Below are 13,181 nucleotides of genomic sequence, written 5' to 3'. Positions count from 1 at the left end.
AATAAAGGGCAAATGTATCAAATTTTGCTTGTAAATCTTAGCAACTCAAAGTCAAAACTTTAGGTTAAATGAATATTATATTTCTGCCGGGGTGCAACATTTTCGTATCCCTAGAGTCTTATGCTTAACTAACCTAAACCAAATGAAACGCTGCATCCCACTGTTTTTGATATTTATCTGTGCTTTTTGCCACGCTCAGGATGCTACCAAGCAAAAACAATTAGCCGCTAAAAGAACACAGCAGAGCCCTAAAATAGATGGTATTCTGGATGATGAATGCTGGAACGGTGTGCCAATAGCGACCGATTTTTACGAAATCAGACCCGTTCCGGGGCGCCTTGAAAGAAATGATAGACGTACGGAAATGAAAGTGCTTTACGATGATGTGGCCATTTATGTTTACGCCCGCATGTACGATAGCCCCGATAGTGTTTCGCACGAACTGGTTTCGAGGGATAATATTGGAAATGCCGATTTCATCTCGATCATTGTCGATCCCTTTTATGATAAAATGAATGGTAACGGTTTTTTTGTTACCGCTGCAGGTGTTCAGTTCGATGCCAAATATTCGCAGGTGGGCGATGAAGATCCCAACTGGAATGCGGTATGGGAAAGCGCCGTTAAATTAGATAATAAAGGCTGGACCTGCGAAATGAAAATCCCCTATTCTGCTTTGCGTTTTTCGGGCAAGGATGTACAAAACTGGGGATTGAATTTTAGCCGGAGGATACAGCGTAAGAATATACAGACCTTTTGGAATTTTGTTGACCCAAAGGTAAATGGTTTTATCAATCAGGAAGGCTTGTGGATGGGCATCAAAGACATTAAGCCGCCACTTAGGCTCTCGTTCTCGCCCTATATTTCGGCTTATGTAAACCATTACCCCGTTAATTTGCCGGGGGTTAAAAATACAACGGCCCGTTTTAATGGTGGTATGGACGTAAAGTATGGTATTAACAATAGCTTTACGCTGGATATGACCCTGGTGCCCGATTTTGGCCAGGTACAATCTGATAACCGCATTTTAAACCTCACGCCTTTTGAAGTAAAATTTAACGAAAACAGGCAGTTTTTTACCGAAGGTACAGAGCTGTTCAATAAAGGCGATTTATTTTACTCAAAGCGTATCGGTTCTATTCCATCATATTATAATTATAGCGGAGTAGGTAGCGATAAAATTGTTAAAGACCAAACCGAGGCCAAGGTGCTAAATGCAACTAAAATATCGGGCCGAACCGCAAAAGGCCTGGGCATCGGAATTTTTAATGCCATAACCAACAGCATGCAAACCGAAGTGGAAGATGCGCAGGGCAATTTGCGGCAGGTAGAAACACAGCCCTTAACCAATTACAATATCCTGGTTTTCGATCAATCTTTAAAAAACAACAGCTCGGCCACTTTTATCAATACCAATGTGCTACGGCAAGGTTCTGCCTACGATGCAAATGTAAGTGCCCTCTTGTTTAACCTCAATAATAAAGGCAATAAATATTTTGTAAATGGCGGGGCCAAAATGAGCTATTTACGGGGCGAAGAAAGCAGTACAGGTTATAGCTATACCCTCCGGTTCGGAAAACAGAGCGGCAATTTTACCTGGAGCTACAACCAGGTATATGCCGATGATAAATTCGACCCATCAGACATGGGCTTTTTTACCAATAACAACTTTTTAGATCAGCGCATTGGCATTGGTTACAACATATACAAACCCAGTAAATGGTATAACCAGTTCGAAAGTTGGTTTAATTTAAACTATTCGCGCAGGGCAAAGTCGGCGGCTTACCAAAAATTAGGTTTTAATGGAGGATATTGGGTGCAGTTTAAAAACCAGTGGTCGGCAGAGGTAGATTTGAGCTGGGATAGAAAAGGTAACGACTTTTATGAAGCACGGAACGGACAGCTTTACCACACCCCTGAAAATTATGGTGTGAGCCTGTACATTAACCCCAACCGCGCCAAAGCCTATAATTTTGGCGGAAACATCCGTTTTTTGGAACAACAGCTTTTTAAAGGGAAAATGTATAATTTTTACTTTTTTCAGAACCTAAGGGTAAATGATAAGCTTGCTTTTGGACTTGATTTAAACTTTAACCCGAACTACAATTACGTAAACTGGGTAACGGCACAGGGCGGCCAGGCTATTTTTTCGAAGTATGACCGCAGAACCGTAGAAAACTCGTTCGATGCCAAATATACCTTTAGTAATTTAATGGGATTTACAGTAGTGCTGAGGCATTATTGGAGCGATAGGCGGAACAAAGAATTTTACCTGCTTAAGCCTGATGGCAATTTAACCGATTATACCGGGACGCCATTAAACGGACTGGATAGAAACTATAATGTGTTCAACATCGATTTAATTTATACCTGGCAGTTTGCACCGGGCAGCACTTTATCTGTTTCGTATAAAGATGCGGCAGAAACCTACGACACCTATTACACGCAGCGTTACAATAAGAACCTAAACGGAATTTTGAATGCACCGCAAAATAACAGCCTATCGGTTAAGGTTTTGTATTACGTTGATTATTTAGACCTTAAGAAAAAACGGAAAAAAAGTTAAAAGACTATTTTCCTTGAGTTTAATTTAAGGAAAATTACCTTGCCTTACCTGGACTTACGCCAAATTTCTTGCTAAAAGCTTTGTTAAAATGCTGTACCGATGAGTAACCCAGATCGTCAGAAATGTTTTTGATATCGATATGCCCGCTGGCCAAAAGTTCTTTGGCTTTCATTAAACGGTAATCGCTCAAATAGCCGAAAACCGTATTTTGAAAGGTTTCTTTAAAGCCCTGTTTTAATTTAAATTCATTGATGCCCGCAACCTTTGCAAGCTCGGTTAGAGAAGGCGGCTTACAGGCATTTTGCAATAAATATTCTCGGGCATAATAAATCCGCTCCTTATCATAAGCCGATTTAACCGCAGGTTTTTCCGGTTTCTTTGCCGCCATTTCGAAGGCCTGTGCCTGCAGGGCCAGAAGCTCAAGGCATTTAGATTGAAGAAACAACAATTTTAAACCACCGGTAAACTGGCAGTTCATAATATCGTTAATGCAACTGTGCATGGCAAGGCTAATGGGTAGGTTTTCTGATGAAATCTCTACCGAGCGCTTGGTCATGATGTTTTCTGCAAAACTTTTTAACAGGGTACCACTTTCGCCCGTTAAATCAATAAACCGCTCCCGTTGAAAATTTACCTCAAAAAACTTTAAGGGTTCATTGGTCGGGAATTCGGCTGTTCCATCAAATTCAGGACTGTAAATAATGTTGTGCTGGTTGGCCTTAATATCCAGGCGCTTATTGGTGAGGTGGTTCTCCATAATACCGCCACCTGTAAGCGAAAAGTGAAGTTCTACCAGTTCAGGTTCGTCAAAAGCTTTTATGCGCAGGCGGTTTTGCTTCACCAGCATATCGCCATAAATAATGTAAATTCCAGAAAAAGATAGCTGTACAATCTCCGCATCGCCAAAGGGGAAGCTGTATTTTTCTCTCGTTTCGGTTACAAGAGGCCGGTTGAATTCATTCTCGTCGAACTTGGTGCCAACAATGTAATGTTTATTGTCGCCATCGTAAATGGTTAAGGCCATAAAATCCTTTTGGTATAAATTTTAATCCCTTTGATATAAAAAGACCTTTTTGTTAGACAACTACTTTTGTTCAAAGTTACTAAACAAATTAATACAATGCCCAAGTTACCATCATGGCTGGTCAACACTATGGAAAAGGTGATCAGCAATAAAATATACGCCGTAGAAGTTACAGCAACCAAAATGTTAAGCAGCAACCTGAAGTGTATCACTTTTAAAGGCGATTTTTTCGACGCGAAATTTATACCTGGCAACGAAGTGCTTTTTCGGGTTAATGCCAACGAATACAGGCATTATACTTTATCTGGTTACGATAGGGAACAGCAAACCTGCGAGGTTATTTTTTACTTAAACAGGCAGGGGCCGGGATATAATTTTGCTGTGAATATTCAAAAAGGCGATCATTTAAAGCTCATTGCCGACCGGGCAAGGGTGAAATACAAAGAAGAATCCAATCAGCATTTCTTTTTTGGCGATGAAACCAGCATGGGCCTGTACGAATCGCTGGGAAAAAAAGCGGTTGATGAAGACGTAGAGTATTTTGGTATTTTAGAGCTTCAGGAAGAAAATTTCGATTCGGTTGATCACATTAAACTCTTGATTGATGTAGTGCCCAGTGATTTAAGCGCGCCAGCAAAAAATGCCATCAACTGGATGGAAAATATGCATCCCCTGTGCTGGGAAATGTGGCAGAATGCTACCTTCTATTTAACGGGCAGGGCCCAATCGGTACAGCAGTTTAAGAAATACCTGAAAAAGCGGGGAGTTGGTTTTAGCCAGATCATTACCATGCCCTATTGGGAAATGGGTAAAATTGGCGGCGGAGCCTAAAAAAAGATTGTGCTAAAAAAAGGACCATAGTTTATACTGTGGTCTTTTTGTTTAATTGATGCACCGCTACCTCGGAAAGGTAAAGGCAAAACCAAGTGCCAGAGTTTGACTGGCCTGGATTTTATTGGTACCGGTATCATCATCAAATAACAATACGCCTGTTAAGCTGGTATTCATAAAACGGTTAATTTTTGCAGTTAAAGCAACATCCAGCCTGTGGTCAATTTTACTTGCCTTAAAATCCTTATAGGGGATAAACATGGCATATCTGGCCTTCAAATTGGTATTGGTGAAAATATCTTTATCAAAAGCACTTACAATCTGGAAAGCCAGTTCATTTTTAAATTTTTTACCTTTTTCTACAGCATACACTTCTTTTTTACTGTCGTATACCGCTGTATCGAGCACAAATGTTTGTCTGGCCGTACCCGTACCGATACGTGTAGAGAAATATTTAACAGGTTTATATTCAAAACCGATTGATTCTGTTAAATAACCGGGAGCCATAAATCTCGAAATCAAAATTTTTTGTTCGTCTCCATTACCATCTCTATAATAGCGGAATCCTCTGTCAAACTGAGATTCAAAACTCACCGATCCGAAGAAATACCAGCTTTTAGACAATTGGAAAGAAGCCTTGTTATCCCAAAAAATACGGTCGTTGGTTTTTTTCTGTAACTGATCCTTGTTTTTTATTTTACCGTATTGCAAAACGAGCTCACTTACGTAGCTGTAACTGTTTTTATTGTACTCGGCTTTCCAGTTAAGCAAACCGCCCACTGCAATAGAGTTGGTACCACCACCCTTCCAGTTATCGCTAAATTGCGCCTGGTTAATGTTAATGCCAATATTGGTCCGGGTTTTCCAGTAATTTACCTTTGCATTAACCACAAGAGGCTTAATTTTTACTGGCTCAAAGTTTAGGGGCCCCTGTCTGCTAGGCAGTGGACTACGTTTTAATTTTATGTTCAGGTCTTTAGTATTGATCGGAATGGTGTCAATTTCCTGTGCATATAATTGTGTAGAGCAGAGACTTAGAATAAGGATTATGGCAGCTAAACAGTTCTTCATTACCTACAAAGAAAAAGAAAAATTTTAGAGATAAAAAGCATTTAACAAAATGATTGTCGGATTGACAATTGCTTTTATGGGTAAAAATGAAGTTTCAGATCTTTTTTAACCAAGCATACCAACTGCGGTTTTTAAGGTATTTTAGGTCCTCTTCATTATCGTAAGCTTCTTTTTCGAAAAGGATATTGCGGTATGCGGTATGGTGGTTACGGTACCTGGCCAGATTGATTAAATAATTGAGTACATAAAGAAGATAAAAGGGAACAACCAATAATTCGAGCTGCTGGCGCAGGTGTATTTTTTCGTGGTTAATGAGTTCTTGGTCGTTTTTAAGCCCTGCCGATTTAAGGAGTACAAAAGGGAATATGGCCATTCCGGCAGCGGGCAGGTTTTTAACGATCAGGATTGGGGCCTTCACAGCTTTTCGATGGTTATTTTAGGCAGTGCTGGCAATTGCAGTGCTTTAGGGTTAAGCCTGTAGCTTTTATAGGCGTTTCTGATAAATAAATTAAAGGCATAATCTGTGGCATCGAGCACAAATTGATAGGTTGGCCGGTACTGCTGCATAAAATCGGTAAGTTCGGCATCTTTTATCCCTAAAACCTGGCGCACCAGGTTGGCATTAAACCGGTAATCTATCAAATCTTCGCGGTAATCTTTTTCGAGGATTTTCTGTAAATGGCGTGCGTTTCTGCCCTGCCTACTCAATAAATTATAAATCGCATCAATACCCAGGCCTACCCCGCCATTGCCTAAATTCAATAAATCTTTACTGCTTCCTTTCATGGTTTGGTAACGGTACTCCTGCACATTTTTTTCGTACAGCTGCTGCGGGCTTAGCCGTTTTTGCTGGATAACCACATCGCGCAAGCGTATACCTAACGATTTTAACTGAAAATAAGCTGCAGTTTGGCCTTTAAAAACCATGGTATCCACACCATAGCCCGATAAGGCTGCAACCAAGGTATCGCCCGGAAGGGCAAAAGTGCTAAACTCTCCTTTGGTGTTATTGTATAGGCCATCGCCCGTACGGATATTGTAGATATAAACCTTTGCCAGCCGCTGCTTGGTTTCTTTATCAATAACGATTCCCTGCACAGGTTTTGTTTGTGCATAAAGCAGGGTAGAGAAGCCAAAAGCCAGGATGAGGGTGAAAAAAAACTTCATTAGATTACAAAACTACAAATATCTGGCAGGCAAAGTTTGCACTTAACATTATTTAACCTTAAGCACCTGGCCCAATTTAATGCCGTCAGTACTCATTTCGTTTAACATTTTTAGTTGATCTACGGTTAAGTTAAAACGTTTCGCAATATTATACAAGGTATCGCCTTTAATTACGGTATAGGTTCCGTCAGCTAAAATAGGTTTAGCGCCGGCCGGTGGTGTTTCAACCGGTGTAAATTTGGCTTTTTCTTTAGGTATATTTTGGTTTATCTCGGTAAATACCCGGTCTTCGCGTGCAATTTTCTGTTTCTCGCTCTCGGGCTGGTCGTATTGGTAAAGCTGGTATTTTTCTATCGTATTGATCAATAGATCGGGATATTTGGGATTGGTTGCGTAACCAGCGGTTTTTAATCCCTGTGCCCAGCTTTTGTAGTCGTTTTTATCCAGCTGAAAAAGAAAGCTGTAGCGCTTGCGCTTCAAGAATTCTGAATGATCCCTAAACGATTCGCGCGCATCTTTGTACACCCGAAAGCAATCGTTCTTCTGGTCGTCATCGCGGAAGTAGTTTTTTCCTTTCCAATCAGAAGTACATTTAATGCCGAAGTGGTTATTGGCATATTTAGCTAAATCGCTATTTCCACTGCCTGATTCCAAAATACCCTGTGCAAGGGTAATACTGGCCGGAATACCGTTTGCATTCATCTCTTCTACCGCTACCCCTTTAAACTCATCGATATAACTTAATGTGTTATAACTTTTATAGCTGTTGTTGTTGGCCTTATTTGCTTCTTTTTCTATCTGTTTGTTGTTTTTAGAGAATTTTCGCGAGGCACATGAGCTCAGAAAAAACAGGATTACCGCTAATAATATGAAAGGATTGTATGAACGCATTTGTATGGTGATGTTTAATTGTTTAAATCGGTTAATTGGTTAACTGCGAAACTGCTAGCTGAAAAATACAAACAGGCTCAAAACTTCAACTTCTGTCCGGGTTTTAAGTTTACTTTTTTCATGCCGTTTTTCTGCATCAGGGCTTTAACGGTGGTACCTTTCTTTTTGGCAATTACGCTTAGGTTATCGCCGGTTTTAACGGTATAGCTTTTGGTACTCTGCCTGCTTCTTTTGCTGTGCCTAACAGGGGCTGCGTAAACCGGCTCCTCGTAGCCTTCCGGTCTGTCATCGTACTGATAAAGCTCATATTTTTTAATCAGGCCAATTACCTGGCTGGCCCAGCTCCTGCTGCTTGCATAGCCACAGCGGCGTATGCCATAGGCCCAGCCCTTATAATCGTATTGATCGTATTTGGCGAAAAGATTGTTAAAAGGCTCACGGGTTTCCATAATTTCGACAAAATGGCTGTAAGATTCGTCTGCATTTAAATAATCGCGGTAAGAAGAACGGATTTCGGCGTTGTTATTTGGGCCTTTAACACCAAAATGGTTATTGAGGTGCTGTGCAATTTTACTGTTACCGGCTGCCGATTCGTGGATGGCAACTGCAAGGATTATACTTGCCGGAATTTTATGCTCGTGCATTAAACCCTGTGCATATTCTACATGTTCTGCTATATAATCTTCTGTATCTTGTGCTTTCGCGATAAATCCGGTTAAGATTAGCAGGTAAAAAGTAAAGAGTTTCTTTATCATGGTTAACTGAACAAATTATTTAATTGTTTAAAGTACGATTAACCGATTTCAACAATTAACCGGTTAACCCTTTATTGCTAAGATTTCTTTCTAATCACAAACAGGCCATCGCGCACAGGTAATATCAATTTCTCAACCCGCTCATCTGCAGCTATTTTATCATTAAAACTACTGATATTTCTGGTGTCTTTATCTTGTTTCTCCTGAAGTACTTTTCCACTCCACAGTACGTTATCCACAATAATAATTCCTCCGGGCTGAACGCGGTCGAAAATCAGATCGTAATAGGTACCGTTGTTTTTTTTATCCGCATCGATAAAAACAAGGTCGAAAACTTCGTTTAAACCGGATAAGGTTGTATTCGCATCGCCGAGGATATATTGAATCTGATTGTTATATGTCGATTGTGCAAAATGATGCCGAACCATATCTTCCAGCTCAACATTAATATCCAAAGTATACAATATCCCGTCATTGGTTAAGCCTTCGGCCAGGCAAAGGGTAGCATAACCGGTAAAAGTGCCGATTTCCAAAATCCGCTTTGGCGAAACCATTTTGCTGAGCATGCTTAAAACCCGGCCCTGATAATGGCCGGAGAGCATGCGCGGCATTAAAACTTTAAGGTTGGTTTCGCGGTCTATCTGTTTAAGCAGTTCGCTTTCGGGCTCGCAATAGGTAATTAATAAATCTTGTAAATCGTCGTTTATCAGGCTCATTTGTTGGTTATAAACGGTTACTTTCCATAAAATATTGTAAAATGATGGTTGCTGCAATGGTATCAACCCTGTCTTTATCCCTTCTGTCCATTTTTTTTAGCCCGCTTTGCATAATGGTCTGATGTGCAATTTTTGAAGTAAAACGCTCATCAACCCAATGCCTCGGAATATCGGGAAATGATTTTTTAAGCAGGGTGGCAAAGCCTTTAACGTGTTGTGCCGAATCAGAAGGAGATCCGTCCATTTGTTTAGGATTGCCGATAACAAAGGCCTCCACCTGTTCGGTAAGCATATATTTTTTAATGTACGCAATCACATCTTTTGGATGTACGGTATCCAAGCCGGTGGCAATAATCTGCAAAGGATCGGTTACTGCAATGCCGATGCGTTTGGTGCCATAATCAAAAGCTAAAATTCGCGCCATATCGATCGTTCAACGTAGTGCGTTTGGCGCTGAGCGCTTCATCGCGATTTAAAAATAAAAGTCCAAAGGTAATGTTTTTTGCGAAATGGGTTTTTGAGGCGATAGTTAAGTGTTTAACCAGTTAATGTTTTAACTGTAACTATTTGAAGAAACTGAAAACTGCGAATTGAAAACTGTAAACCGAACTAGCCTGCCCTGTTAATTTCATCTGCAGCACCTCCAGCCGATCTTTTGGAGTTGTAGGGTAGCATTTTCTATCCCCTACATTTTGGGTTAAGCACAATAATTTTAACTGTCTTATCCTGGGCCAGACCAAAAAACGGGTAAATGCTCAGGCCCAGCAGCAAAAGGTATTTTGAGAAAGCCAATCAGTTTAATCGCTAGTTGGGTAACTATATTCATCTATCCCGATAAATAGGATAATCTGCTCTGAGATAAGAATTTAATCCAAAATTAAATTTGAAGCCGGGTTTTTTACAGCAGGTAACCGAATGTCTTTACAATCTAAAAAAGAATGCCCAGCAAAGAAGTTGATCGCTACTAATGTGTGAATCTCATATCTATTTCTTATTTTGCACCAAATGCAGTTTAAAGAAATCATAGGACAGGAAAGAATTAAGCAACAATTGGTGCAAACGGTTAAGGAAAACCGCATTAGCCATGCCCAGCTTTTTTTATCGCCGGCCGGCTCCGGGGCTGTTCCTTTGGCAATTGCCTATGCGCAATACATTAATTGCCTTGATAAGGGAGAAAATGATAGTTGTGGGGAATGCTCCAGCTGCAGAAAGTATGAGCGTTTAATCCATCCCGATCTGCATTTTTCGTATCCATTTTTTGCTTCGGCCAGTGTAAAAACGGCTGTAGATGTACTGGAAGAATGGCGCAATATGCTAACCGCCGATCCTTATTTTGATATGGATATATGGCGTTCTAAATTAGATGCTGCCAATAAACAGGCCAATATCAACATTGCCGAGTGCCACGATATTATTAAAAAACTAAGTTATAAAGCCTTCGAGGCCGGCACCAAGGTGCTGATTATGTGGTTGCCAGAGTATTTGGATAAAGCCGGCAATGCTTTGTTAAAATTAATTGAAGAACCGCCTGCAAACACGCTGTTTATTTTAATTGCGCAAAGTCAGGACCAGATTTTAACCACTATTTTATCGAGGACACAGATTGTTAAGATTCCTAAATTAACTGCCGATGAGGTTACGGGATACCTGCTCAATACCAGTGGATTAACCGAGCATCAGGCAATAGATTATTCTTTTTTGGCCGATGGAAATTTAATTGAGGCCAAAGCATTGGCTGCCGATACTCAGAGTGATAGCTCGGGTACATTTACGGCCTGGTTAAGAATGGGTTTTGGAAACAAAGTGCCCGATTTAATCGATTTTACAGATGTAGCAGCAAAGTGGGGAAGGGAAAACCAAAAGAATTTTTTAAAGTACGGTGTAAATTATTTACGCGAGTGCTGTTTAATATTAAGCGGAGCAGAAGAATTGGTAAAATTACCGCCCCTAACCTTCGAAACCGCTAAAAAGCTAAGTATGCACGTGCTAACCCTGCCCATGGCAGAAGCCATAATTGGCGAACTGGAAAAGGCACATTACCACATAGAAAGAAACGCTAACCCTAAAATTCTGTTTTTAGATGTATCTTTACAACTGGTAAAAATTATCAAGTTTAAAACGCTCCCTGCGGGGACTCAATATATATACAATTAATATGGGATGTGGAAGTTGTTCAACAGGTGGTGGTTGCACCCCTAATGGATGCAAGAGTAATGGCTCATGCGGCACCGGTGGTTGCCAAACAATGGAAGTACACGATTGGCTATCTAATTTGGATATGCCTTCTAATTATAAACCTTTTCAGGTTACCGAAATCAAATTTAAAGGCTCACGTAAAGAATTCTTTTTAAACAGCGATAATATTTATCTGGAGATAGGCGAACTGGTTGCCGTAGAAGGACCAACTGGCGGCTTTGATGTAGGCCATGTTTCGCTTACCGGCGAACTGGTGCGTATCCAGATGAAACGCCGTAAAACCACTTTAGATCAGGTGGTGAAAAAGATTTACCGCAAAGCTACCGAAGCTGATGTAGAAAAATGGAATGCAGCCAAAGGGATGGAATGGGAAACCATGCACAAAGCCCGTAAACTGGCCCTCGATCTTCGTTTGCAGATGAAAATCAGCGACGTGGATTATCAGGCAGATAAAACCAAGGCCACTTTTTTTTATACTGCTGATGGACGTGTAGATTTCCGTGAGCTGATTAAAAAGATGGCCGAGAGTTTCCGCATCAGGATTGAAATGCGCCAGATCGGAATGCGCCAAGAAGCCGGTCGTTTAGGTGGTATCGGATCGTGCGGAAGGGAATTGTGCTGCTCTACCTGGTTAACCAATTTTAAAACAGTTTCTACCGCTGCGGCAAGGTATCAAAACCTATCGCTTAACACGTTAAAGCTTGCCGGCCAATGCGGAAAGCTAAAATGCTGCTTAAATTATGAGCTGGATACTTATCTGGATGCTTTAAAAGACATTCCGGATCGAATTGAAAACTTAGATACAGAGGCTGGCTATGCCCGCCACCAAAAAACCGATATTTTCAAAAAAATTATGTGGTTTAGTTACCAGGGCGACGAAAACTGGATTCCGGTTAAAGCGGCCCGCGTAAAAGAAATCATGGCCATGAACAAAGCCGGTAAAAAGGCGCCCAACTTAAAAGAAGAGGCTGTTCAGATTGCTGCACCAGTTGTGGTAGAAAAATCGTTCGATTATGAAAATGTGGTTGGTCAGGATAGTTTAACCCGTTTGGATGAGCGTTCGCGCGGTAAAAACAACCAGAACAAAAACCAAAAAAATAACCGCAACAACCAGAACAGAAGAGATCGGGTTACTGGCGGCGAGAAAAATACAGGTCCGAATAACAATAATAGGCCTCAGCAGGCTCAGCAAGGCAATCAAAAGCCACAACAAGGCGGAAAACCACAGCAACAGGGCCCTAAGCCTCAAAATGCAGGTCAGAAACCCCAACAACAGGCTGTGCCAAAACCACAGCATGTTAATGGTCCGAAGCCTCAAAATAATAAACCAAAACCACAGCAGCCACAAGCTCAAAAGCCGGTGGTAAAGGCCGAAGCTGGTGCAGTTGTTGAAGGAGCAAAGCCAGAACAGAGCAAAAATAAAAACAGAAATAACCGTAGGAAAAACAATAACCGCCGAAACAATAACAATGGCTCAGAAAATAAACCTACTGCCGAATAAAAGACGTAAACTGGCGTTCGGCTTTTTACTGGTTGCTGCGTTATTTGCTGGTTGTACCGCCAGTGTAATAGATAGCAATGTAGAAATTGCCGATCGTAGGTGGACATATCGGAACCATATTTCTACACCATTTGAAATTAAAGATAGCAGTAAGGCCTATAATATTTACTTTAAACTTAGGCATACTGCCGATTATAAGTATGCCAATATTTTTATCCTCGCACATTTTAAGGATGGGAAAAAAGTAATTACAAAAAGGTATCAATATAAACTGGCCAAAAACGATGGCGAGTGGCTGGGCAGCGGTTCTGGCAATGTATTTAGCTATACCCTACCCCTGCTTACCAATTACCATTTTGCTCATGCAGGGAAATTTGATGTCGAAATAGAACAGAACATGCGCGATAACCCTTTGTTGGAAGTTAGCGATGTTGGAATTTTGGTCGAATAATAAAACCGCTGTGGC

13 protein-coding genes are annotated in these 13,181 nt (G+C 40.9%); 5 read left to right on the top strand and 8 right to left on the bottom strand.

What is annotated here, in order from left to right; genetic code table 11:
- Window positions 1–142: 142 nt before the first annotated feature.
- Entirely contained in the window at window positions 143–2,563 is a 2,421-nt protein-coding gene (locus ACS5PU_RS08415) for a DUF5916 domain-containing protein (protein ID WP_439458843.1), read from the top strand.
- A 34-nt stretch (window positions 2,564–2,597) separates the two neighbouring features.
- Here ACS5PU_RS08415 and ACS5PU_RS08410 read toward each other — a convergent pair whose 3' ends face one another.
- Window positions 2,598–3,587: a helix-turn-helix transcriptional regulator gene (locus ACS5PU_RS08410; protein ID WP_439458842.1), complete on the bottom strand. Its 990-nt coding sequence runs from the start codon at window positions 3,585–3,587 to the stop codon at window positions 2,598–2,600.
- Window positions 3,588–3,683: 96 nt separating this feature from the next.
- Here ACS5PU_RS08410 and ACS5PU_RS08405 point away from each other — a divergent pair, with 96 nt between their 5' ends.
- The gene (locus ACS5PU_RS08405; RefSeq protein ID WP_439458841.1) at window positions 3,684–4,418 is read left to right on the top strand and encodes a siderophore-interacting protein; all 735 of its coding nucleotides are present in this window, start codon (window positions 3,684–3,686) and stop codon (window positions 4,416–4,418) included.
- Window positions 4,419–4,484: 66 nt separating this feature from the next.
- On the opposite strand, the gene ACS5PU_RS08400 is transcribed toward ACS5PU_RS08405, so the two are convergent.
- From ACS5PU_RS08400 to ruvX, 7 genes are all read right to left on the bottom strand, one after another.
- Entirely contained in the window at window positions 4,485–5,489 is a 1,005-nt protein-coding gene (locus ACS5PU_RS08400) for a DUF3078 domain-containing protein (RefSeq protein WP_439458840.1), read from the bottom strand.
- Between the two features lie 94 nt (window positions 5,490–5,583).
- Window positions 5,584–5,907, bottom strand: a complete 324-nt coding sequence (locus ACS5PU_RS08395; protein WP_439458839.1) for a hypothetical protein — start codon at window positions 5,905–5,907, stop codon at window positions 5,584–5,586.
- A complete protein-coding gene (locus ACS5PU_RS08390) occupies window positions 5,904–6,656 on the bottom strand; it encodes a hypothetical protein (RefSeq protein ID WP_439458838.1) in 753 nt (250 codons plus the stop codon). Before ACS5PU_RS08390 ends, ACS5PU_RS08395 begins: the two co-directional genes overlap by 4 nt.
- A gap of 48 nt (window positions 6,657–6,704) precedes the next feature.
- Window positions 6,705–7,547: a glucosaminidase domain-containing protein gene (locus ACS5PU_RS08385; RefSeq protein WP_439458837.1), complete on the bottom strand. Its 843-nt coding sequence runs from the start codon at window positions 7,545–7,547 to the stop codon at window positions 6,705–6,707.
- Between the two features lie 77 nt (window positions 7,548–7,624).
- Window positions 7,625–8,302, bottom strand: a complete 678-nt coding sequence (locus ACS5PU_RS08380; protein WP_439458836.1) for a glucosaminidase domain-containing protein — start codon at window positions 8,300–8,302, stop codon at window positions 7,625–7,627.
- A gap of 77 nt (window positions 8,303–8,379) precedes the next feature.
- Window positions 8,380–9,018, bottom strand: coding sequence for an O-methyltransferase (locus ACS5PU_RS08375; protein ID WP_439458835.1), 639 nt, complete (start codon window positions 9,016–9,018; stop codon window positions 8,380–8,382).
- A gap of 7 nt (window positions 9,019–9,025) precedes the next feature.
- Complete coding sequence (gene ruvX, locus ACS5PU_RS08370) at window positions 9,026–9,442, bottom strand: Holliday junction resolvase RuvX (RefSeq protein WP_439458834.1); 417 nt, start codon at window positions 9,440–9,442, stop codon at window positions 9,026–9,028.
- Window positions 9,443–10,023: 581 nt separating this feature from the next.
- On the opposite strand from ruvX, the gene ACS5PU_RS08365 reads away from it, so the two are divergent.
- Genes ACS5PU_RS08365 through ACS5PU_RS08355 form a run of 3 tightly spaced genes read left to right on the top strand, consistent with a single transcriptional unit; the run spans window position 10,024 to window position 13,166 of the window.
- Complete coding sequence (locus tag ACS5PU_RS08365; protein WP_439458833.1) at window positions 10,024–11,172, top strand: ATP-binding protein; 1,149 nt, start codon at window positions 10,024–10,026, stop codon at window positions 11,170–11,172.
- A 1-nt stretch (window position 11,173) separates the two neighbouring features.
- On the top strand, window positions 11,174–12,715 hold the full coding sequence (locus tag ACS5PU_RS08360; RefSeq protein WP_439458832.1) for a PSP1 domain-containing protein: 1,542 nt from the start codon (window positions 11,174–11,176) through the stop codon (window positions 12,713–12,715).
- Entirely contained in the window at window positions 12,684–13,166 is a 483-nt protein-coding gene (locus ACS5PU_RS08355; RefSeq protein WP_439458831.1) for a gliding motility lipoprotein GldH, read from the top strand. The genes ACS5PU_RS08360 and ACS5PU_RS08355 overlap by 32 nt, the downstream gene beginning before the upstream one ends.
- Window positions 13,167–13,181 lie beyond the last annotated feature (15 nt).

This window comes from Pedobacter sp. GSP4 (genome assembly GCF_051857575.1).
Classification (GTDB): domain Bacteria; phylum Bacteroidota; class Bacteroidia; order Sphingobacteriales; family Sphingobacteriaceae; genus Pedobacter.
Note: the sequence above shows the minus strand (reverse complement) of the source record. Positions and strands in the feature narration are given on the sequence as shown.

Bases quoted from the DNA above. Each gene is read 5' to 3' on its own strand.
- ACS5PU_RS08415 (WP_439458843.1), top strand. From the start codon at position 143: ATGAAACGCTGCATCCCACTGTTTTTGATATTTATCTGTGCTTTTTGC.
- ACS5PU_RS08410 (WP_439458842.1), bottom strand. From the start codon at position 3,587: ATGGCCTTAACCATTTACGATGGCGACAATAAACATTACATTGTTGGC.
- ACS5PU_RS08405 (WP_439458841.1), top strand. From the start codon at position 3,684: ATGCCCAAGTTACCATCATGGCTGGTCAACACTATGGAAAAGGTGATC.
- ACS5PU_RS08400 (WP_439458840.1), bottom strand. From the start codon at position 5,489: ATGAAGAACTGTTTAGCTGCCATAATCCTTATTCTAAGTCTCTGCTCT.
- ACS5PU_RS08390 (WP_439458838.1), bottom strand. From the start codon at position 6,656: ATGAAGTTTTTTTTCACCCTCATCCTGGCTTTTGGCTTCTCTACCCTG.
- ACS5PU_RS08385 (WP_439458837.1), bottom strand. From the start codon at position 7,547: ATGCGTTCATACAATCCTTTCATATTATTAGCGGTAATCCTGTTTTTT.
- ACS5PU_RS08380 (WP_439458836.1), bottom strand. From the start codon at position 8,302: ATGATAAAGAAACTCTTTACTTTTTACCTGCTAATCTTAACCGGATTT.
- ACS5PU_RS08375 (WP_439458835.1), bottom strand. From the start codon at position 9,018: ATGAGCCTGATAAACGACGATTTACAAGATTTATTAATTACCTATTGC.
- ruvX (WP_439458834.1), bottom strand. From the start codon at position 9,442: ATGGCGCGAATTTTAGCTTTTGATTATGGCACCAAACGCATCGGCATT.
- ACS5PU_RS08365 (WP_439458833.1), top strand. From the start codon at position 10,024: ATGCAGTTTAAAGAAATCATAGGACAGGAAAGAATTAAGCAACAATTG.
- ACS5PU_RS08360 (WP_439458832.1), top strand. From the start codon at position 11,174: ATGGGATGTGGAAGTTGTTCAACAGGTGGTGGTTGCACCCCTAATGGA.
- ACS5PU_RS08355 (WP_439458831.1), top strand. From the start codon at position 12,684: ATGGCTCAGAAAATAAACCTACTGCCGAATAAAAGACGTAAACTGGCG.